Origin of the sequence: Pelistega ratti (genome assembly GCF_009833965.1) — a bacterium.
Classification (GTDB): domain Bacteria; phylum Pseudomonadota; class Gammaproteobacteria; order Burkholderiales; family Burkholderiaceae_B; genus Taylorella; species Taylorella ratti.
Genome location: NZ_CP047165.1, coordinates 455933 through 476811, shown reverse-complemented (window position 1 = coordinate 476811; position 20879 = coordinate 455933). Strand labels below are relative to the sequence as shown.

General features: G+C 37.7%; 20 protein-coding genes. 18 read left to right on the top strand and 2 right to left on the bottom strand.

Annotated features, from left to right (window positions below; translation table 11 throughout):
- The 10 genes from F9B76_RS10225 to rnhB all read left to right on the top strand — a co-directional run bounded on the left by F9B76_RS10225 (position 1) and on the right by rnhB (position 10825).
- Positions 1 to 909, top strand: a complete 909-nt coding sequence (locus tag F9B76_RS10225) for a phosphatidate cytidylyltransferase (protein WP_201289330.1) — start codon at positions 1 to 3, stop codon at positions 907 to 909.
- 6 nt (positions 910 to 915) lie between these two features.
- Positions 916 to 2082: a 1-deoxy-D-xylulose-5-phosphate reductoisomerase gene (gene dxr / locus F9B76_RS10220; RefSeq protein WP_201289329.1), complete on the top strand. Its 1167-nt coding sequence runs from the start codon at positions 916 to 918 to the stop codon at positions 2080 to 2082.
- 9 nt (positions 2083 to 2091) lie between these two features.
- The gene (gene rseP / locus F9B76_RS01990; RefSeq protein WP_159990583.1) at positions 2092 to 3420 is read left to right on the top strand and encodes an RIP metalloprotease RseP; all 1329 of its coding nucleotides are present in this window, start codon (positions 2092 to 2094) and stop codon (positions 3418 to 3420) included.
- A 194-nt stretch (positions 3421 to 3614) separates the two neighbouring features.
- On the top strand, positions 3615 to 5975 hold the full coding sequence (bamA, locus tag F9B76_RS01985) for an outer membrane protein assembly factor BamA (RefSeq protein WP_159990582.1): 2361 nt from the start codon (positions 3615 to 3617) through the stop codon (positions 5973 to 5975).
- 77 nt (positions 5976 to 6052) lie between these two features.
- Entirely contained in the window at positions 6053 to 6622 is a 570-nt protein-coding gene (locus F9B76_RS01980; protein WP_159990581.1) for an OmpH/Skp family outer membrane protein, read from the top strand.
- A gap of 2 nt (positions 6623 to 6624) precedes the next feature.
- Positions 6625 to 7740: a UDP-3-O-(3-hydroxymyristoyl)glucosamine N-acyltransferase gene (gene lpxD / locus F9B76_RS01975; protein WP_159990580.1), complete on the top strand. Its 1116-nt coding sequence runs from the start codon at positions 6625 to 6627 to the stop codon at positions 7738 to 7740.
- Positions 7741 to 7795: 55 nt separating this feature from the next.
- Complete coding sequence (gene fabZ / locus F9B76_RS01970; RefSeq protein WP_159990579.1) at positions 7796 to 8254, top strand: 3-hydroxyacyl-ACP dehydratase FabZ; 459 nt, start codon at positions 7796 to 7798, stop codon at positions 8252 to 8254.
- On the top strand, positions 8254 to 9045 hold the full coding sequence (gene lpxA / locus F9B76_RS01965; RefSeq protein ID WP_159990578.1) for an acyl-ACP--UDP-N-acetylglucosamine O-acyltransferase: 792 nt from the start codon (positions 8254 to 8256) through the stop codon (positions 9043 to 9045). The genes fabZ and lpxA overlap by 1 nt, the downstream gene beginning before the upstream one ends.
- A 3-nt stretch (positions 9046 to 9048) precedes the next feature.
- Positions 9049 to 10224, top strand: a complete 1176-nt coding sequence (gene lpxB, locus F9B76_RS01960; protein WP_159990577.1) for a lipid-A-disaccharide synthase — start codon at positions 9049 to 9051, stop codon at positions 10222 to 10224.
- Entirely contained in the window at positions 10217 to 10825 is a 609-nt protein-coding gene (gene rnhB / locus F9B76_RS01955) for a ribonuclease HII (RefSeq protein WP_159990576.1), read from the top strand. Before lpxB ends, rnhB begins: the two co-directional genes overlap by 8 nt.
- Here rnhB and F9B76_RS01950 read toward each other — a convergent pair.
- On the bottom strand, positions 10816 to 11724 hold the full coding sequence (locus F9B76_RS01950; RefSeq protein ID WP_159990575.1) for a LysR substrate-binding domain-containing protein: 909 nt from the start codon (positions 11722 to 11724) through the stop codon (positions 10816 to 10818). The two genes, rnhB and F9B76_RS01950, sit on opposite strands and share 10 nt — an antisense overlap.
- Before the next feature lie 148 nt (positions 11725 to 11872).
- On the opposite strand from F9B76_RS01950, the gene F9B76_RS01945 reads away from it, so the two are divergent.
- From F9B76_RS01945 to F9B76_RS01930, 4 genes are all read left to right on the top strand, one after another.
- On the top strand, positions 11873 to 12553 hold the full coding sequence (locus tag F9B76_RS01945) for a hydrolase (protein WP_159990574.1): 681 nt from the start codon (positions 11873 to 11875) through the stop codon (positions 12551 to 12553).
- Between the two features lie 161 nt (positions 12554 to 12714).
- A complete protein-coding gene (gene ycaC, locus F9B76_RS01940) occupies positions 12715 to 13350 on the top strand; it encodes an isochorismate family cysteine hydrolase YcaC (protein ID WP_159990573.1) in 636 nt (211 codons plus the stop codon).
- 95 nt (positions 13351 to 13445) lie between these two features.
- Complete coding sequence (locus F9B76_RS01935) at positions 13446 to 14348, top strand: pirin family protein (RefSeq protein ID WP_159990572.1); 903 nt, start codon at positions 13446 to 13448, stop codon at positions 14346 to 14348.
- 329 nt (positions 14349 to 14677) lie between these two features.
- Positions 14678 to 15463, top strand: coding sequence for a TrmH family RNA methyltransferase (locus F9B76_RS01930; RefSeq protein WP_159990571.1), 786 nt, complete (start codon positions 14678 to 14680; stop codon positions 15461 to 15463).
- Positions 15464 to 15593: 130 nt separating this feature from the next.
- Here the strand turns inward: F9B76_RS01930 and ppsR are convergent, their stop codons facing one another.
- On the bottom strand, positions 15594 to 16427 hold the full coding sequence (ppsR, locus tag F9B76_RS01925) for a posphoenolpyruvate synthetase regulatory kinase/phosphorylase PpsR (protein ID WP_159990570.1): 834 nt from the start codon (positions 16425 to 16427) through the stop codon (positions 15594 to 15596).
- A 150-nt stretch (positions 16428 to 16577) separates the two neighbouring features.
- Here ppsR and ppsA point away from each other — a divergent pair, with 150 nt between their 5' ends.
- The 4 genes from ppsA to F9B76_RS01905 all read left to right on the top strand — a co-directional run bounded on the left by ppsA (position 16578) and on the right by F9B76_RS01905 (position 20786).
- Entirely contained in the window at positions 16578 to 18944 is a 2367-nt protein-coding gene (ppsA, locus tag F9B76_RS01920) for a phosphoenolpyruvate synthase (RefSeq protein ID WP_159990569.1), read from the top strand.
- Between the two features lie 138 nt (positions 18945 to 19082).
- On the top strand, positions 19083 to 19415 hold the full coding sequence (locus F9B76_RS01915) for an FKBP-type peptidyl-prolyl cis-trans isomerase (protein WP_159990568.1): 333 nt from the start codon (positions 19083 to 19085) through the stop codon (positions 19413 to 19415).
- Positions 19416 to 19424: 9 nt separating this feature from the next.
- On the top strand, positions 19425 to 19844 hold the full coding sequence (locus F9B76_RS01910; RefSeq protein WP_243140664.1) for an NfeD family protein: 420 nt from the start codon (positions 19425 to 19427) through the stop codon (positions 19842 to 19844).
- 15 nt (positions 19845 to 19859) lie between these two features.
- Positions 19860 to 20786, top strand: coding sequence for an SPFH domain-containing protein (locus tag F9B76_RS01905; RefSeq protein WP_159990567.1), 927 nt, complete (start codon positions 19860 to 19862; stop codon positions 20784 to 20786).
- Positions 20787 to 20879 lie beyond the last annotated feature (93 nt).

Sequence of the window (20879 nt, the reverse complement as noted above, 5' to 3'; positions counted from 1 at the left end):
ATGCTAATTCCTCGAGTAATAACTGCCATTGTTTTATTGGTTATTTTAGCCATATTGCTAAGTTTATCTAATCCTTTCTATTTTGCTATTTTTTTGAGTGTGGCAAGTGCTTTAACTATTTTTGAATGGTTGCGTATTTCATTACCAACCTCAAAAAAAGGACTAAAAGCAGCACTAGTTGCCATTGTTAGTTTTATCGCCTTTATGAGCTTATATAGCCTGTTTATTCCTCTTAATGGAGATGAGCTAGCGGCTATACCTGATAGGCTAAGTTTATTTTATGCCAATCCTTGGAAACTATCCATTTTTTCTCTATTGATGGTACTTACCTTTTTTTTGAGTTTTATTTGGTTATTAATTATCCCAATTGTACTTTATCGGGGAGAAACTCGCCAAATCAGCAATAGCTATTTACATAGTATTTTTGCTGTGATGGCTTCTACGGCGGCATGGATCAGTTTATTAACTATCTATTTACTATCGGGTACTTGGTTTTTATTGAGTTTCTTAATTATTATTTGGTGTGCTGATATTTTTGCTTATTTTGGAGGTCGGTATTTTGGTGGTGAAAAATTAGCCCCTACCATTAGTCCTGGAAAAACACGGTCAGGCGCAATTTGTGGTTTATTAAGTGTTGCTATTTGGATAATAATTAGTGCCTATATAGATCATTCTTTTTCTGCTTTTTTAGTGCATTTTATGGGTTTTGGTGGTGCTGTTATTGTTGGGCTACTACTCGGCATAGTGTCTATTTTTGGTGATCTTTACGAGTCCTTACTCAAAAGACGAGCGAGTGTCAAAGATTCTAGCCAGTTATTACCAGGACATGGTGGCGTATGGGATCGTTTAGATTCTGTTATTGCGGTTACTCCCTTAGCCATGAATTTTATTTTTCTTTTTAATATTTAAAACACTATGCAGTCGCTTGTTATTTTTGGTGCTACGGGATCAATAGGGACAAGTACCCTAGATATTATTGCCTGCCATCCTGATAAATACCGTGTTTATGCCTTGAGTGCCTTTTCTCATATGGAAAAACTTGCTCATCTTGCACAACGTTTTTCTCCTAAGGTACTGATTGTACCCGACGAAAAAGCCAAAAAAGATGTACTTTCTTTTTATCAAGGGGCGACTATTCCAGAAATTAGAATAGGACAAGAGGGCTTGTGTGAGACGGCAAAAGACCCACTTGCTGATACGATTGTTTGTGCCATTGTTGGTGCGGCAGGGCTTAAAAGTGCCTATGCAGCTGCTCAAGCAGGTAAGCGTATTTTATTGGCAAACAAAGAAGTTTTGGTAACAGCAGGCGCTTTATTTATGAAAGCGGTTAAAGATCACCATGCAACCCTCTTACCTATTGATAGTGAGCATAATGCGATATTTCAATGCCTACCTAAACAAGATTCAACAAAATATTTGCACAAAGTGATTATTACGGCTTCGGGAGGGCCGTTTAGAAATATACCGATTGACAGTCTAGCAACCGTTACACCAGAGCAAGCCTGTAAACACCCTAATTGGAATATGGGACGAAAAATCTCGGTGGACTCTGCCACAATGGTGAATAAGGGGCTAGAGGTAATTGAGGCGAAATGGTTGTTTGACCTAGATGTATCACAGATTGATGTCGTTATTCATCCACAAAGTACAATTCATTCAATGGTGCAGTTTATAGATGGTTCATTATTAGCACAAATGGGGCATCATGATATGCGTATCCCTATTTCTTATGCTTTAGCTTATCCAGATCGTATTTCTCATCAAGCGGCAAGTTTTGATTTAAGCCAGCTTACCCAATTAGATTTTATGCCACCTGATAATCAACGCTATCCTTGTTTATCATTAGCTTTTAAAGCCTTAAAAGAGGGCATTGGTGCTTGTACTATCTTAAATGCGTCTAATGAAATTGCGGTACAAGAATTTTTAGACTATAAAATTAAATTTACGCAAATTGCGGAGACTATAGCAACTATGCTTCAGCAGATTCAACTTCCTGTCTTAACGACTATTGATGAGGTAGTGGATTTTGATGCTGAGGTAAGAGCAAAAACATTACAGTATCTACATTCTTTACGTTCATAAAGGTTTTTCTTGAGTATTCTAACTTTTCTAATTACTATTTGTATTGTGGTCGTATTTCATGAGTACGGTCACTATGTTGCTGCCCGTTATTACAATGTTCATGTAGAACGCTTTTCAGTTGGTTTTGGTAAGGTATTGTACCGCCGAGTAGATAAAAAGGGAACAGAATGGGCTATTTCTATGCTTCCCTTGGGAGGATATGTTAAACCACTAGCAGAACCACGTCCCAATCATCCTGATTATCAAGTTGGTGAATCTGTTCAAGAAAAAACAGCTTGGCAAAAAGTAGTGATTTACGCAGCAGGCCCTACTTTTAGTTTTTTATTAGGTATTATTATTTATACCTTTACTTTTATGATTGGAGAGCAACAACCAGAAGCGATTGTTGCTGAACCCGCCGAACATTCTATTGCTGCCAATGCAGGTATCCGTGCGGGGGATAAGATCCATGCTATTAATGGTACAGAGATATATAGTTGGTCAGAGGCTCTTGAAGCATTAAGTGGGCCAATGACCTTAGGGCAAACAGTAAATATGCAAATAACGAATAAATGGGGAGAGCAAAAAATCGTTAATCTTGCCTTTCCACCTTATACGGGCAACTTAGAGCATACTAACCTGACAAAATTATCTGGTTTAGCATTGACAACACCAACGCCTATTGTGCAAGAAGTTATTACTGGAGGACCTGCCGAAAAAGCAGGCTTACAAGTAGGGGATACTATTAAGGCGATGAATGGGCAAACCATTGCTCAATTAGCTGACTTTATTCAAATGATTCAAGAGAGTATCGATAAAAATATTACGCTTACAGTGAGTCGTCACCATCAAGAAGTAGATTTATTTATTGTGCCAACAATAGTCACATTAGAAGATGGGCGTACAGTTGCACGGATTCAAGCAAGATTTGGTGCGAATTACCCTATGACCTATGTACAATATAATCCTATTGATGCATTGATTAAAGCGATTGATAAAACGTGGGATACTGCTTTACTTTCCTTTAAAATGATCGGAAAAATGATTATTGGTGAGGTTTCTCTTAAAAACCTAAGTGGGCCATTGACGATAGCTGATTATTCAGGCAAAGTAGCACAGCATGGTTGGATAACATTTATTCAATTTATTGCCCTCATTAGTATTAGTATTGGTGTATTAAATCTTTTACCTATTCCTGGCTTAGATGGGGGGCAAATGGTGATTTATTCTATCGAAGCCATAAGAGGGAAAGCACTATCAGATAATTTATTACGAAATATTATGATAGTCGGGTATGGTTTTTTATTTTTAATGATGTTTTTTGCCCTGAGTAATGATATTAATCGAATTTTTCAATAGTTATTTTTATCAATAAATTAAGGATATTATTACCTTTTATCATTAGTTATTCGGTATTTTAATGAAAATAGTCGTAAGATTGGCTTATGGTATGAGTTTATTCAAGGTATAAAGCCAAATATTACTGACAAATGGCACTTTATAGCTTAAAATAATTCGTTAATTATGGATACTCATCTTCAAGGAATGCACGAATGAAAATTCGCCCATTAAAACACTTACATAAAACAGCGATAGCTTCTTTTGTTTCGGCATTAATTTTGCCTGTAACAGCGAATGCGTTTTCGCCTTTTGTTATACAAGATATTCGCGTTACTGGTTTGCGTAGTGCTGAACCCTCTATGGTGTTTAGCTATATTCCTGCTCGTGTAGGGACTACTTTTAGTGATGATATAGCGACAGACTCCGTACGCCGTCTCTATGCCACAGGTTTATTTAATGATGTCAAAATTACAACAGAAGGTCGTGTTGTTAATATTGCTGTAGAAGAGCGTCCTATTGTGTCTTCTGTTATTTTTGAAGGTATGAGTGCCTTTAGAGGGGAGGATATTGTTAAATCATTAAATGAATTGGGATTAGGAGAGGGTAAAGCCTATAATCCAGCTTTACTCGATAAAGCCATTACCGAAATTCGTAATCAATATGTGACAAAAGGCAATTACACTGTTGATATTAAACCTACATTAACCCCATTACCCAATAATCGTGTTGGTATCAGTTTCTTAGTAGCAGAGGGTAGTCGAGCAAGAATTCGTGATATTAACTTTGTTGGTAATAAAGCTATTTCATCGTCTGATTTAGAAGATGAAATGAATCTTACCACTTCTGGTTTTATGACTTGGTACACAGGGACAGATAAATTCTCTCGTGATACCTTAAATAGTGATGTTGAAAGAATTCAGGATTATTATTTAGACCGTGGTTATCTAGATGCCAAAGTTGAATCGCCACAAGTATCCATTTCACCTAATCTTCGTGATATTGATATTAATATTACCGTTGATGAGGGACAACCCTATACAATTCGTCATCTTAATGTCGCTGGAGACCTACTCGGCATGAATGAAGAACTTGAGGGGTTAATTGTTAATAAATCAGGCGAATTATACAATGTGACTAAAGTGCGTCAAACGGTTAATGCGATTGCATTACGTTTGGGTGAGTTAGGTTATGCTACGGCACAAGTGAATCCTGTTCCTCAAGTTGTACCGGGAACACAAGAAGTTGATGTGATTTTCTATGTTAACCCAGGTAAACGTACTTATGTCCGCCGTATTGAAATTGGTGGTAATGTGCGTACGCGTGATGAGGTAATTCGCCGTGAAATGCGCCAAACAGAAGGGGCTTGGTACGACTCATCTCGTTTAGCTATGTCACGTGATCGTATTGATCGTTTGGGCTATTTTAATGATGTCAATATTGCTCAAGTACCCGTTGAGGGATCAGATGATCAGATTGATTTAGTTGTTGATGTTAAAGAAAAACCAACAGGAATGATTAGCCTAGGTGTGGGCTATGGCTCTAGTGATCGTTTTTCTTTCCAAGCAGGGTTAAATCAGGATAATATCTTTGGTTCAGGTACTAATTTAGGTTTAAACTTTAATACCTCTAAATATAACCGAGTCGTTTCTTTAGTTCATACCGATCCGTATTGGACAAGCAGTGGTATTAGTAAAACAACTTCAGCTTATTATCGTTTGGATCGTCCCTATAGTAGCTCTTCTTGGAATGATGATGACTATAGCTATCAGATTCGCTCTGTGGGTTTAGGGATGAATTTTGGTGTACCTATCTCTGAAAATGATACGATTTTTATGGGAGCTACTTTTGAGCAGAATAAAATTCGATTACCAGACGAAAGAGCCTATCCTAACTTCTCATATGCATACCGTGATTTTGTGAAGCAATATGGTGAGAAAACCAATTCAGTTATTTTTAATGTAGGTTGGACAAAAGATACGCGTGATAGTGGTATTGCCCCTACGCGTGGCTACATGACCTCTCTAAGTGCGGTAGGTAGTGTGGGTGATTTGAAATACTATATTTTAAGTGCGCAACAACAATATTACTTACCTCTTGGCAAAGATTATACCTTAGCATTTAATGTGGCAGCAGATTGGGGACATACTTACGGTACAAGTAAACCATACCCTGTGATTAAGAATATGTATGCTGGTGGTATTGGTTCTGTTCGTGGTTTTGATGGTTCTTCTTTGGGACCACGCGACCCTAATAGTGATGACTATTTAGGGGGTAGTCGCCGTATTGTTGCCAATGTTCAACTATTCTTACCATTCCCTGGTACACAGAATGACCGCTCTTTACGTTGGTTCTTATTTGCTGATGCTGGTAAGATTGGGGTAAGTAGTGGTCAATCTTGCTCAGGTGGACGTAATCATGTAGAAGATCCGTGTGGATGGCGTTATTCTACGGGTATTGGTCTTTCTTGGAATTCACCTTTAGGACCATTACAACTTTCACTTGCTCGTCCGCTTAATACGAAAAGGGGTGATGATAAACAACAATTCCAATTCCAAATTGGTACAGCATTCTAAGATGATTCTAGGTGTTCTAGGGTAATTTGATTTACAATAAGAACACCGTTTGTATTTTTATTTTTTAAAAGGTTATTATGAAAAACCATTCAGTTAAATTAAGCCGTGTAACCACGACCCTTTTAGCACTTGCTTTAAGTACATCAGCTAGTATTGCTATGGCACAAGATAAACCTGCTAGCACCGATAAACCAGCGACAGAAGCAACTGCACCACTTAAAATCGGTTTTGTCAATACCGAAAAATTATTACGTGAATCAGCGCCTGCTAAAGAAGCAGAAGCGAAAATTGAAGAAGAATTCAAAAAACGTGATGCTGATTTACAAAAATTAGCTAATGAACTACGCACTAAATATGAAAATTTTGATAAAAATGCACCAGTAATGTCTGATGCAGATCGTGTCAAAGCACAGCGTGAATTAAGCGATTTAGATACAGATTTACAACGTAAACGTCGTGAATTCCAAGAAGACTTTAATCGTCGTCGTAATGATGCTTTCTCTACCATTGTTGATAAAGCGAATACAGCAATTAAAAATATTGCTGAAAGCCAAAACTATGATCTCATCTTACAAGATGCGGTAACAGTAAGTCCTCGTGTGGATATTACAGACGAAGTAATTAAAGCATTAGATACTAAAAAATAATCATGGCAACTATTCTGACATTAGAGCAAGCCATTGATCTGGATGCCTTATTAGCACAAGTTGATACCAGTGGCTTAACATGGAAAATTCAAGCAACTGATAATAAGGCTTTACCCAAAATAGTCGGGATTGGTTCTTTGTCAGATGCAAAGCCTAATGAAATTGGTTTTTTAGCTAACCCTCGTTTCTTTGATTTACTACAAATAACGCAAGCTGGGGCGGTTATTTTGCCTCAGCGAGCGATTGATGCCTTAGCTAAACTAGCTTTAACATTGCCTTTTGTCATTGTGCAATGTGAAGATCCTTATTTACTTTATGCCCGTATCTCTCAATGGTTTGAAAAAACAATGAGAGCGGATGAAGTACGAAATATTCATGAAAAAGCGGTTATTCACCCTAGCGTTACACTTGGTAAAAATGTGAGTATTCATGCTTTAGCGGTTATTGAAGAAGATGTTGTTATTGCAGATGATGTCACAATTGGTGCTGGATCGGTAATTGGTAAAGGTGCAATTATCGGTAAAGGAACACGCTTGCATGCTAATGTGACACTCTATCCACGCACAGAAATAGGACAGTATTGTATTATTCATAGTGGAGCTGTTATTGGTGCGGACGGATTTGGGTTTGCACCAGATTCCACTAAAGATAAAGGTGCTTGGTCTAAGATTGCCCAACTGGGTAAAGTAATTATCGAAGATGATGTAGAAATTGGAGCGAATACAACAGTTGATAGAGGGGCATTAGGTAATACCTTAATTCACCGTGGTGTTAAGCTTGATAATCAAATTATGATTGGACACAATTGTGAAATTGGTCAATATACCGCTATGGCAGCTTGTGTTGGTGTGGCAGGTTCTACCAAAGTGGGTGAACGTTGTACCTTGGCTGGTGCAGCTATGGTATCAGGCCATATTGAGATAGGTGATGATGTTCATATCTCAGGTGGATCGGGCGTCATGTCAAATATCGAAAAACCAGGACGTTATACAGGATTATGGCCAATTGCAGATCACCAAACTTGGCAAAAAAATGCGGCTACGCTAGCCAATTTATATGATTTACGACGTCGCATACAACAACTTGAAAAATTAGTCAATACCAAAGAATCTACCTAAGGTTCAGTGTATTTAAAAGCGTTATTAGTTTTCATTATTTAAACTGGGAAGAATTATGGAGTTAGATATTCGTCGCATTATGGAGCATCTTCCACATCGCTATCCAATGTTATTGGTGGATAGAGTGCTTGAATTAGTGCCGGGAGAACGTATTGTTGCTATTAAGAATGTAAGTATTAATGAGCCTTTTTTCCAAGGACATTTCCCCCATTTACCTGTTATGCCAGGTGTGTTAATTATTGAAGCATTAGCGCAAGCAGCCGCAATTTTCTCTTTTGCTAAGCCAGAAGGGGGAACTATGTTGGATAGTAATACGACGGCTTATTATCTTGTTGGTATTGATGATGCACGCTTTCGTAAACCAGTCGTACCAGGGGACCAATTACGTTTAGAAGTCACTGCTCTGCGTATCAGTAAAGTAATGTGTAAGTATGAAGCAAAAGCCTATGTAAAAGATGAAGTAGTGGCAGAGGCTAAAATTATGTGTGCAATTCGTGATATAGGTGAAGCGTAATGGCAATTATTCATCGTAAGGCTATCGTTCATGAAGGTGCTCAATTACATGAGACTGTAGAAGTGGGTGCTTATGCCGTCATTCATGCCAATGTTAAAATAGGGGCAGGTACTAAGGTAGGTGAGCATTGTGTCATTGATGGTCATACGACAATTGGCGAAAATAATGTTTTTTATCGTTTTTGTTCAATTGGTGGAATTCCTCAAGACAAAAAATACAATTATGAGCAAACCTATCTAGAAATTGGCAATAATAATACATTTCGTGAGTTTGTAACAGTTAATACAGGTACAGCACAAGATATGGGTGTTACTCGTATTGGTGATGATAATTGGATTATGGCATATGTTCATATTGCTCATGATTGCCAAATTGGTAGCCATACAATTATTGCTAATACGGTTCAATTAGCGGGACATATCCATATTGGAGACTGGGCAATTATTGGTGGGATGTCTGCTGCTCATCAATTTATCCATATTGGCGCTCATTCAATGACGGGAGGTATGTCATCTATTCGTCAGGATATTCCACCATTTGTACTAGGTGCAGGGCAACCCTATAAACCTGCTGGTATCAATACAGAAGGGCTAAAACGTAGGGGCTTTAGTGATAACCAAATTCAGGTCTTACGAGAAGCATATAAGATTATTTATTTACGTCAATTAAGCCTAGAAGATGCACTAGTTGAGATTAAAAAGTTACAACAAGTGCATACCGATACAACAGAACATCTTCAGTTATTTATTGATTTTTTTGAAACGGCTCATCGTGGTATTGGTCGTAAGTAATCTATGACAGAGCAAATCGCTATAGTGGCTGGCGAACCCTCAGGGGATTTGCTAGCCTCTCGCATTATAGAGGGTATTCAAAAGCAAGCACCAACCGCTCATTTTATGGGAATTGGTGGCCCAAATATGCAATCTGCAGGACTGGATACTTGGTATCCAATGGATACATTAACAGTCTTTGGTTATGCAGATGCCTTAAAGTCATTGCCTAGGCTTATTATGACGTATAAAGGGATAGAAAAACGCTTACTCAAACAAAAACCTTCTGTATTTGTGGGTGTAGATGCCCCTGATTTTAATCTACGATTAGAACACCGATTACATCAACAAGGTGTACCTACTGTACACTTTGTGAGTCCATCCATTTGGGCTTGGCGATATGAGCGGATCCATAAGATTCGTGAAGCGGTATCGCATATGCTAGTTTTATTTCCGTTTGAGACAGCTATTTATGAGAAAGAGGGGATTCCTGTTACCTTTGTTGGTCATCCTTTAGCAAGTCAAATTCCACTTATTCCAGATAGTAAACGTTCTCGTCATTTATTGGATTTACCCCCCGATGCTCCTATCATGGCAATTTTACCAGGTAGCCGTGCATCAGAAATTAAGCTATTAGCCGAGCCATTTTTGCGTACAGCACAACAACTGGCAAAACACAATCCTGATTTACATTTTATTGTGCCTCTTGTCAATGAAAAAAGGAAACAGCAATTTGAGCAAATTGCTAAAGAAATTGTTGTTCCTAATTTACATATATATGATCAAAAAGTATCAGATTGGCCTATCTCATGGCATATCATGGAAGCTTGTGATGCTGCATTGGTAGCAAGTGGTACGGCTAGCTTAGAATTAGCCTTATTTAAACGTCCGATGGTTATTTCGTATAAATTAACACCATTAATGAAACGTTTAATGGAATGGAAATCAGGTCAAAGTAAACCTTATGTCCCATGGGTAGGTTTACCTAATATCTTATTAAATGATTTTGCAGTGCCTGAGCTTTTACAAGATGATGCCACCCCAGAAAAACTGAGTCATGCTTGTATTAATGCCCTTGAAAATGCACATTATATTGCGAATTTAAAAAGACAACTTCATGAGCTTCATTTAAGTTTAAAACAAGATACCGCAGCAAAGGCAGCCCAAGTTATTCTCGATTTGGCATCACATCATGCGTGAAAATTTATCTCTCTTTGACGAACAATATACGATTATCGCAGGGGTTGATGAGGCTGGCAGAGGGCCATTAGCAGGTGATGTATATGCAGCGGCTGTTATTTTAGATGAAAAAAATCCTATTCTAGGACTGACGGATTCTAAAAAACTGACTGAAAAAAAACGTGATGCACTGGCTAAAACTATTAAAGAAAAAGCATTAGCGTGGTGTATTGCGAGTGCAAGTGTAGAGGAAATTGATACCCTTAATATTTTACAAGCAACTATGCTAGCCATGACAAGAGCGGTAGAGGGTTTATCCATCAAAGCAGATTTAGTGCTTATTGATGGTAATCGTATTCCTCGACAATTACTATATCCTGCCAAAGCAATAGTAAAGGGAGACTTACTTGAACCAGCTATTTCTGCAGCTTCTATTCTAGCCAAAACAGCTAGAGATGCGGCTCTTGTAACATTACATGAGCAATATCCCCAATATGCATTTGATAAACATAAAGGATATGGAACGGCTTTACACCTTGCTCGTTTAGAGGAGTTTGGTGTATGTCCTGCACATCGGAAAAGCTTTGCCCCAGTTAAAAAGCTTATACACAATCAAGGGTAATTATTTAATCTTTCTGCTAAGAAATCTAATAAAAGTTTAGCAGGATAAGAAAGTTTTCGAGAAGTGTAAGCTGCATGAATCAACCAAGAGGGTAATTCCCATTCTTCAGGTAATAAAGCAACCATTTCACCAGAGATAAGGTGAGGTAGTACTAGGGCTTCAGGTAGGCTGGCAATACCTATACTGGATAATACCGCTTTTTGTAAAAAGAAAAAATTATCACAATAACTAACGGGTTGATGATCTAAAAAAATACGCTGTCCTGTATGTTTATGGTGTATTTCCCATTGTGGTTTTTGTGATGACCAGCTTAGGCTAGGAAAATTTAATAGTTCTGTTAAATGTTCAACGGGTTTTGTCGTCAATCGAGAACTAGCGACAAGGTAATGTCTAGTGGTAAAAAGAGGGCGACTGATTAAGGTACTATCTTTTAAGGGTAAAGGACGACCACGAATAGCAAAATCAATCTGTTCTTGAATAAGATTTAATGGTTGATTAGTATTTTCAATATGTATCTGGATAGAAGGATAGGTCTGCATAAATGTTACTAATATCGGTGTAATATGCGTATCCAGCATTTCTCTAGGACAACTGAATTTAACCTTACCACTAAAATGATTTTGATTACGAATAAAATGTTCAATTTCTTCTGCTTTTGAAACAAAATCCAAACAATAAGAATAGAACTGCTGACCAATATGGGTAATTTCAAATTGGCGTGTATTACGCTGTACTAAGGCAACCCCTAATTGCTTTTCAAGTCGCATAATTCTTCGACTAACTGTTGCTTTAGGAATATTTAACTTACGAGCAGCCTCACTAAAATTACGGGCTTCTACAACGTGTACAAATAAATAGAGATCATTTAAATCTAAATCTTTCAAAGATAAAGTATTCATTTTGTTCCAAATTTGCAAAAATAAATCTCATTTTTATAACTACTCAATTTTATCTCATTTACTTATACTAGTGCTAGCTATTAATAGCTAGTTAGTATGGATTATCCTCTTGTAAGGGTAGTCATTTTATATATAGGAGAATTTCTTTATGAGCCAACCTGCTAATTTTAATGGAAAAGCCCCAAAAATCAATCCAGAAGATGCAGTAATGTTACTTATTGATCACCAAAGTGGTCTTTTTAATACCGTTCGTGATTTAAATGTCCGTGAGCTACGTGCTAATGCCGTGACTCTGGCTAAAATTGCAACATTGGCTAAAATGCCTGTTATTACAACAGCATCTGTACCACAAGGTCCAAACGGCCCATTAATCCCTGAAATTCATCAAGCAGCGCCTCATGCACAATATGTTGCTCGTAAAGGACAAATTAATGCTTGGGATAACCCTGATTTTGTTGATGCAGTGAAAGCAACAGGTAAAAAACAATTGATTATTGCTGGTACGATTACCAGTGTTTGCATGGCATTCCCAGCTATTTCGGCTATTGCTGAGGGTTATCAAGTATTTGTTGTTGTTGATGCCTCTGGTACTTATTCTAAAATGGCAGAAGAAATTACGCTAGCACGTGTGGTTCAAGCAGGTGCTGTTCCGATGGATACAGCTGCTGTTTGCGCTGAAATTCAGCAAACATGGAATCTTCCTAATCCTGAAGAGTGGGCTAAAGCCTATGAAGCTGTTTTCCCTGAATATCAATTATTAATTGAAAGCTACGCAAAAGCACGAGAAGTTGAGCGTACTGGTGAACAACTTGATTCTACTCGTCAGTAATTATTAAAAGCAAAAAGAATTTTTTGAATCTATGAATTTTCTCTACTAGTAGCTACTTTACCCACTTTATCATATTGGTCATATAGGGTGGGTAGTCTAAAAATTCTTTTCAAATTGACCATTTATTTATTTTGAAAATTAGTAAATATAGGAGAAATTCCATGGCTAATAAAAAACCTTATGTTCGTTTAGATAAAAATGATGCGGCAATGTTATTAGTAGATCATCAAACTGGTCTATTATCGCTTGTTCGTGATATTGACCCTGACAAATTTAAAAATAATGTATTAGCAACGGCTGATCTAGCAAAATATTTTAATTTACCTACTATTTTAACAACTAGCTTTGAAGATGGTCCAAACGGTCCATTAGTACCAGAGTTAAAAGAAATGTTCCCAGAGGCTCCTTATATTGCTCGCCCTGGTAACATCAATGCTTGGGATAATGAAGACTTTGTTAAAGCAGTAAAAGCAACAGGTAAAAAACAATTAATTATTGCTGGTGTAGTAACTGAGGTTTGCGTAGCTTTCCCAGCACTTTCTGCTATTGAAGAAGGTTTTGATGTGTTTGTGATTGCTGATGCTTCAGGTACATTTAATGAAATGACCCGTGATGCGGCTTGGCGTCGTATGGAAGCAGCTGGTGTACAAATGATGACATGGTTTGGTGCTGCTTGCGAATTACACCGTGACTGGCGTAATGATATTGAAGGTTTAGGTACTTTATTCTCTAATCATATTCCAGATTATAGAAATTTAATTACAAGCTATACCTTACTCACCCAAGGTAAGAAGTAATATTTACTTTTATCCTTAATCTAAGAGGCTGAAATCAGTATAATACTGAAATCAGCCTTTTTTATCCAATCAAATATGATGTTATAGGAGTTTTTATGTCTATTGATAAACTGACTGCTAAAACAAAAGATGTGGGAGGAATTCCCGTTGCACGTCTATTGCCTCAGCCGCAGCGTAGAACAGTAGGAGCATGGTGTTTTTTAGATCATGCTGGTCCTGCTGTATTTGAAGAAGAAAGTAAGGGCTTACAAGTAGGTTTACACCCACATACTAATTTACAGACCTTTACATGGATGCTAGAAGGAGAGGTATGGCATCAAGATAGTCTTGGTAATCGTCAATTGATCCGTCCTAAACAAGTAAACCTTATGACAGCAGGTACAGGACATCAATATGGGATTAGTCATACAGAACAAACACCTGAAGGGATAAAAGCATTACATGCTGTACAGCTTTGGATTGCTTTACCAATGAATCAAGAGATTAAACCAAATTTTGAACATTATCCAGAATTACCGATGTGGTCAGAAGGTGGTATTGATTATGTGTTAACAACAGGTTCTTATCAAGGACATACAGCACCGACAACACAATTTAGTCCTTTAGTAGGTGTAGATATGCAATTTACACAAGCACAATCTTTCCATATTGATGAAGTAGAAGGTTTTGAATATGGTATTTTAGTAATTGCAGGTGAAGTAGAGGTAAATGGTGTTGCTTATAGAGCCGATGAATTAGCTGTACTAGCAGACTGTAAGAACGCTCAAGGTAAACTTGAGCTTTGGGCATCAGAAGGTACGCATATTATGTTACTAGGTGGAGAGCCTTTACCACACCCTACATTAATTTGGTGGAACTTTGTCGCAGATAGCCAAGAAGCCTTGGAACAAGCTGTTGCTGATTGGAATAATGGTCATGCACGATTTGGTGATATTAATCTTGATGGTACAGCATTAAAACGCTTAGTTGCTCCTGAAATACAAGGAAAATTGAGTTAATTCTAGGGATAAGTTGCATATATTACTTTCTTATGCAATTGAATAAGGGTATTACTTATAAAAGGAGTAATACCCTTTTTAGAAGAAAATTTTAAATAAGTAGAAAATCATTTTTATATTGGAGAGATTGATAGTTTTCTGCCACATTAAACTATTTATTGTTTAGTAAAAGTGGAGAAATATAGAATTTTTCCCTTATATAACTACACAGCTTAGGTAAACTGATATATCAACCTATCTTATCATTAGAATGAAAGAGGGTATCTTTATTGATAAAACTTCAGGTACAATAAAACATCTATCACGGTATATTAATAATAAGGACAAAAATGAAGCTCATCACTTCTAAAGATAATGCTTTATATAAACACCTTTATAAAATAGCACAAGGAAAAGTTAAAGATGAGGCCTTATTAGAGGGTTATCATTTAAGCCAAATGTATAAAGCATATGGGCAACATCTACAAGGCGTTATTCTACTAGAAGGCTATGATTATTCAGAAGAAAGATGGCAAGCCTTATTAGCTGATATTGATCCTCATAAAATTATTATCCTAAATACCGCATTATTTAAACAATTAAATAGTGTTGATAGCCCCCAAGCGATTTTATTTTGGATAAGGATAGCAACAGTAGCATCTATCCCTATACCTAAGCAAAATACGGTCTTTCTTGATCGCTTACAAGATCCAGGGAATATGGGAACTATTTTTAGAACCTGTGCAGCAGTGGGTATTCAATCTATATACCTGAGCAAAGGTTGTGTTAATCCTTGGTCTGCCAAGGTATTGCGTAGTGCTCAAGGGGCACATTTTGTATTAGATATTTATACACAGGTAGATACGAATTATTTTTTAGAAAATAATCCCTTACCTTTGTATATTACCTATCTTGATGATAAGGCAAGTCATCTTTATCAATCATCTTTACCTAAAAATGTGGTTTGGGTACTTGGTAATGAGGGGCAGGGGGTTGAAAAGCGTTTTTTTAATTATCCTCACCAGACTATTTTTATTCCCCAGCTAGAGCAAGTTGAATCCTTAAATGTAGGGGTAGCGTGTGCTTTAGTATTATATGAACAATGGCGACAAGTCAGTGATGGTTTTTCTCAGTAAATATAGGCAGATATAAACATCTATCTATATAATTCCCTCATACCTTCAACAGAAAATGTGTTCATTTATAGCTTTAAGACAGTCTCAACATAAATGAACACTTTTTATAAGATAATTACCTTTAATATTATTATTTGTTTAATAAAACACTATCCAATTTCAAAATATGTAATACAGTTGTCGCAATTTCTTCAATTGATTTAGTCGTAGAAGAAAGCCAAGCAATACTTTGCATACGCATAAGATGCTCTGCCTCTGCTACCTCATAACGGCATTGTTCAAGCGAGGCATATTTGCTATCAGGGCGGCGTTCACTACGAATTTCGGATAAGCGTTCAGGTTGAATAGAAAGCCCAAATAATTTATGTTTAAAGGGGACAATGGTTTTAGGTAATGTGCCTCGTTCAAAGTCTTCTGGGATAAGCGGAAAATTTGCTACTTTTAAACCATATTGCATTGCAAGATAAAGACTTGTTGGTGTTTTACCACTACGAGACACACCGACCAAAATAACATCAGCCTCTTGTAAACCATGAATAAATTGACCATCATCATGGGCTAGCGTAAAGTTAATGGCTTCAATCCGTTTATGGTAAGCTTCTGAACTAGCATCAAGATGAGAACGTCCAACGGTTGGTTGAGAACGGACATTAAGGCTTAACTCAAGCGTATTCACACAAGCCCCAAAAATATCAAGAAAAATCCCCTTAGACTTACGCATATAGTCCACAAGAACTTGATCAACCATAGTGCTGAAAATAATGGGAGGACTATCTGTTTCAGCGATTTCATCAATTCTTGCCACAATTTCTTTGATTTTTTCAACAGAGGTAACAAAGGGTTCTCGGATTTGTTTAAACTCATAGGTATGCATAAATTGGCTCAATACAGAATGACTAAATGTTTCTGCGGTAATACCAGTACCATCTGAAATAATAAAAACTGTTTTTTGGGGAAGTGACATAAAAAATTTCCTTAAAAATACCCAATTATTTTCATTAAAGGGTTACAATAACGTAGTTTTATTATTTTTTCAGGGGAAGGCATATTTATTGAAAAAATTTTATGGTTTTTTGAATAAATAAGCTTTTTTTCTTTACTTGGAGAGACGTGTATGTCTTATGTTATTCCTTTTGAAAACCTTCGCATGACAGATGTTGAGATTGTCGGTGGTAAAAATGCTTCTTTAGGGGAAATGATTAGCCAGCTTGCTAATGCTGGTGTTCGTGTCCCCGGTGGCTTTGCTACAACAGCGGAGGCTTTCCGTGATTTCTTAAAAGATGCAGGGTTAGATAAACGCATTGCTGATCGCTTAGCGAGTCTTAATCCTGAAGATGTACGTGAATTGGCAAATGCAGGCCAAGAGATTCGCCGTTGGATTATTGAAGCACCATTTTCACCTGCCTTTGAAAAAGAAATCCGTGAAGCATTTAATCAATTAGATACCGATGGTAAAGGGACTTTTGCCGTACGTTCATCAGCAACCGCAGAAGACTTACCTGATGCCTCATTTGCTGGTCAGCAAGAAACCTTCTTAAATGTAGCTGGTATTGATGATGTATTAGACAAAATTCGTCACGTCTTTGCCTCTCTTTATAATGACCGTGCTATTTCTTACCGTGTACATAAAGGTTATGCACACGCAGATGTAGCGCTATCTGCTGGTGTACAACGCATGGTTCGTTCAGATAAGGGCAGTGCAGGGGTAATGTTTACGATTGATACAGAATCAGGCTTCCCTGATGTTGTCTTTATTACCTCTTCTTATGGTTTAGGTGAAACTGTTGTACAAGGGGCCGTAAATCCTGACGAATTCTATGTATTTAAACCAGCATTAGCCAATGGTAAATATCCTATTATCAGTCGCCGTATTGGTTCTAAACTTATTAAGATGGAGTTTAATGAGGATCGTAAACCCGGTGAAAATGCTGTGCGTACAGTAGATGTACCTGTGACAGATCGCAACCGCTTTTCATTAACAGATGAAGAAGTAGCTGAATTAGCACGTTATGCGGTTATTATTGAAAAACACTACCAACGTCCTATGGATGTAGAGTGGGGTCGTGATGGTATTGATGGTAAACTCTATATCTTACAAGCTCGCCCAGAAACCGTAAAATCACAAGAGTCTGGTCATGAAGTACAACAACGCTATAAACTTAAAGCAACAGGTAAAGTTTTAACAACAGGTCGTGCTATTGGTCAAAAAGTAGGTGCTGGTAAAGTACGCGTTATTCATGATATTGCGCATATGGATCAAGTACAGGCTGGTGATGTTCTAGTAACCGATATGACAGACCCTAACTGGGAACCTGTTATGAAACGTGCTTCTGCGATTGTGACTAATCGTGGGGGTCGTACTTGCCATGCAGCAATTATTGCTCGTGAGTTAGGTATTCCTGCTGTTGTTGGTACAGGTGATGGTACAGAAGTATTAAGAGAAAATATGGATGTTACTGTTTCTTGCGCAGAAGGGGACGAGGGTCGTATCTATGATGGTTTCTTAGAGACTGTTGTTGAGGAAGTACGCCGTGGTGAAATGCCTGAGATTCCAGTCAAGATTATGATGAACGTAGGTAATCCTCAATTAGCCTTTGACTTTGCACAAATTCCTAATGCTGGTGTTGGTCTTGCTCGTCTAGAGTTTATCATTAATAACAATATTAATGTTCACCCTAAAGCGGTGCTAGACTATCCAAATGTTGCAAGCGATCTTAAAAAAGCGGTTGAGTCTGCAGCAAGAGGCTATGCAAGTCCACGAGCTTTCTTTGTTGAGAAACTTGCTGAAGGGATTGCAACGATTGCGGCAGCTTTCTATCCAAAACCCGTTATTGTGCGTATGTCTGACTTTAAGTCAAATGAATACCGTAAATTAGTGGGTGGTTCTCGCTACGAACCAGAGGAAGAAAATCCAATGTTAGGTTTCCGTGGTGCATCACGTTATATTGCTGAGGATTTTGCAGATTGCTTCCGTATGGAGTGTGAAGCCCTCAAGTTTGTACGTGAAGAGATGGGGCTAACTAATGTTGAAATTATGATTCCTTTTGTTCGTAATATCAAACAGGCTCAACGTGTGAATGATTTATTGGCACAAAATGGTCTCAAACGTGGTGAAAATGGTCTTCGCCTCATTATGATGTGTGAAGTTCCAACCAATGCTATTTTAGCGGAACAGTTCTTAGAATATTTTGATGGTTTCTCTATCGGTTCTAATGATATGACACAACTAACGTTAGGATTGGATCGTGACTCTGGTATGGATTTACTCACGGCTGACTTTGATGAACGTGATCCTGCTGTATTATTTATGCTTGAGCGTGCGATTAGTGCTTGCTTAAAAGCAGGTAAATATGTAGGTATTTGTGGTCAAGGCCCATCTGATCACCCTGATTTAGCTGTTTGGCTCAAGGAGAAAGGCATTATTTCTATGTCATTAAATCCCGATACTGTTGTGGATACATGGCAAAAATTAGCAGAATAATGCTAAACCGTTAAGTAATCATCATGCTAGGGTAATGTTATTTATCCTAGCATTTTTTGTATAATAAAAAATAGGGTATTGGTATAATAGTAAGCCAATATATCGAATGGATATTTACTTTAAATTTAAAGGATTATTATGTCAGAATTAATTATTGAAGATATTGTTCAGGGTGATGGGGCAGAAGCTAAATCAGGTTATTATGTAACGGTTCATTATACGGGTTGGTTACTAGATGGCGGAGCAAAGTTTGATTCAAGTAAAGACCGTCAACAACCCTTTTCTTTTGATTTAGGTGCTGGTCATGTGATTAAAGGCTGGGATCAAGGTGTCGTTGGAATGAAAGTAGGTGGTGTTCGTAAATTAACCATTCCAGCCACACTTGGATATGGTAGCCGTGGTGCTGGTGGCGTTATCCCTCCTAATGCAACACTTGTCTTTGAGGTTGAATTATTATCTGTGCAAGAATAAGGATAAATAATGTGGGTTTGGTTTGTTCTGGCAGGCATTTGCCTATCGCTTGAATTAATGCTTGGCTCTTTTTATCTTTTATTTCTAACCGTAGGATTATTGGTTGGTGGTATTGTTGCTTGGATAGATATGTCAATCTATTGGCAACTTTTTGCTTTTGCATTAACGGCGATACTATGTGTTTATGTATTTAAACTTTTTGGTATTAGTAAGCATGGTTCTACTAAAACAGCAACGAGTGATGTTAATGTTAATTTAGATATCGGTGCTACCGTTGAAGTAACACAATGGTCTCATCGTCAAACTACTGTGTATTATAGAGGAGCGCAGTGGAAAGCCATGTTAGAGGATAGTATTACTGCTGAAGTGATAGGACAGCATACGATTGTTGATATTCAAGGATCTGTGCTAATTCTTAGCCCTAAGTGATGTATAGGAGAAAAAATGTACACTGATTATGATATTTTCTGGATTGTGGTTGTTGCACTTGCTGTTTTAGTGATTATAAAAGCTGTCGCTATTGTACCGCAACAGCACGCATGGATTGTAGAGCGTTTGGGTAAGTATGATCGTACACTCACACCGGGCCCTCGGTTTGTAATTCCTTTTGTAGAAAAGATAGCTTATAAGCATATACTAAAAGAAATTCCCCTAGATGTTCCTAGCCAGGTGTGTATTACTCGTGACAATACACAATTACAGGTGGATGGTGTACTGTATTTCCAAGTAACTGACCCAATGCGTGCATCTTATGGTTCTTCAAACTTTATTAGTGCTATTACGCAACTAGCCCAAACTACTTTACGTTCAGTGATTGGTAAACTTGAATTAGACCGTACCTTTGAGGAGCGTGATTTTATTAATAGTAGTATTGTTTCTTCACTTGATGAAGCAGCTTTAAATTGGGGGGTTAAAGTCTTACGTTATGAGATTAAAGATTTAACACCACCCGCTGAAATCTTACGTGCCATGCAAGCACAAATTACGGCAGAACGCGAAAAACGTGCCTTAATTGCTGCATCAGAAGGTCGCCGTCAAGAGCAGATTAATATTGCAACAGGTGAACGAGAAGCAGCGATTGCGCGTTCAGAAGGTGAAAAGCAAGCTCAAATCAATAAAGCAGAAGGTGAAGCTGCTGCGACAGTAGCTCTAGCGAATGCAACAGCAGAAGCGATTAGTAAAGTGGCTAATGCATTACAATCTCCCGGTGGTCTTGAGGCGATTAATCTACAGATTGCTGAGCGTTATGTTGATGCGTTCTCTGGTGTTGCAAAAGAAGGGAATACCTTAATTTTACCTGCTAATTTATCGGATATGGCAGGAATGATAGCTTCGGCAATGTCTGTGGTCAAGCAACAAAAACAGTCCTAATAATTGGGTAGCCTATCAATTGATAGGCTATTTTATTTTTAAGGTTAAAGTATTCTAAGAGGGATAATGTATTAAGCTCTTTATGGGGGTAAA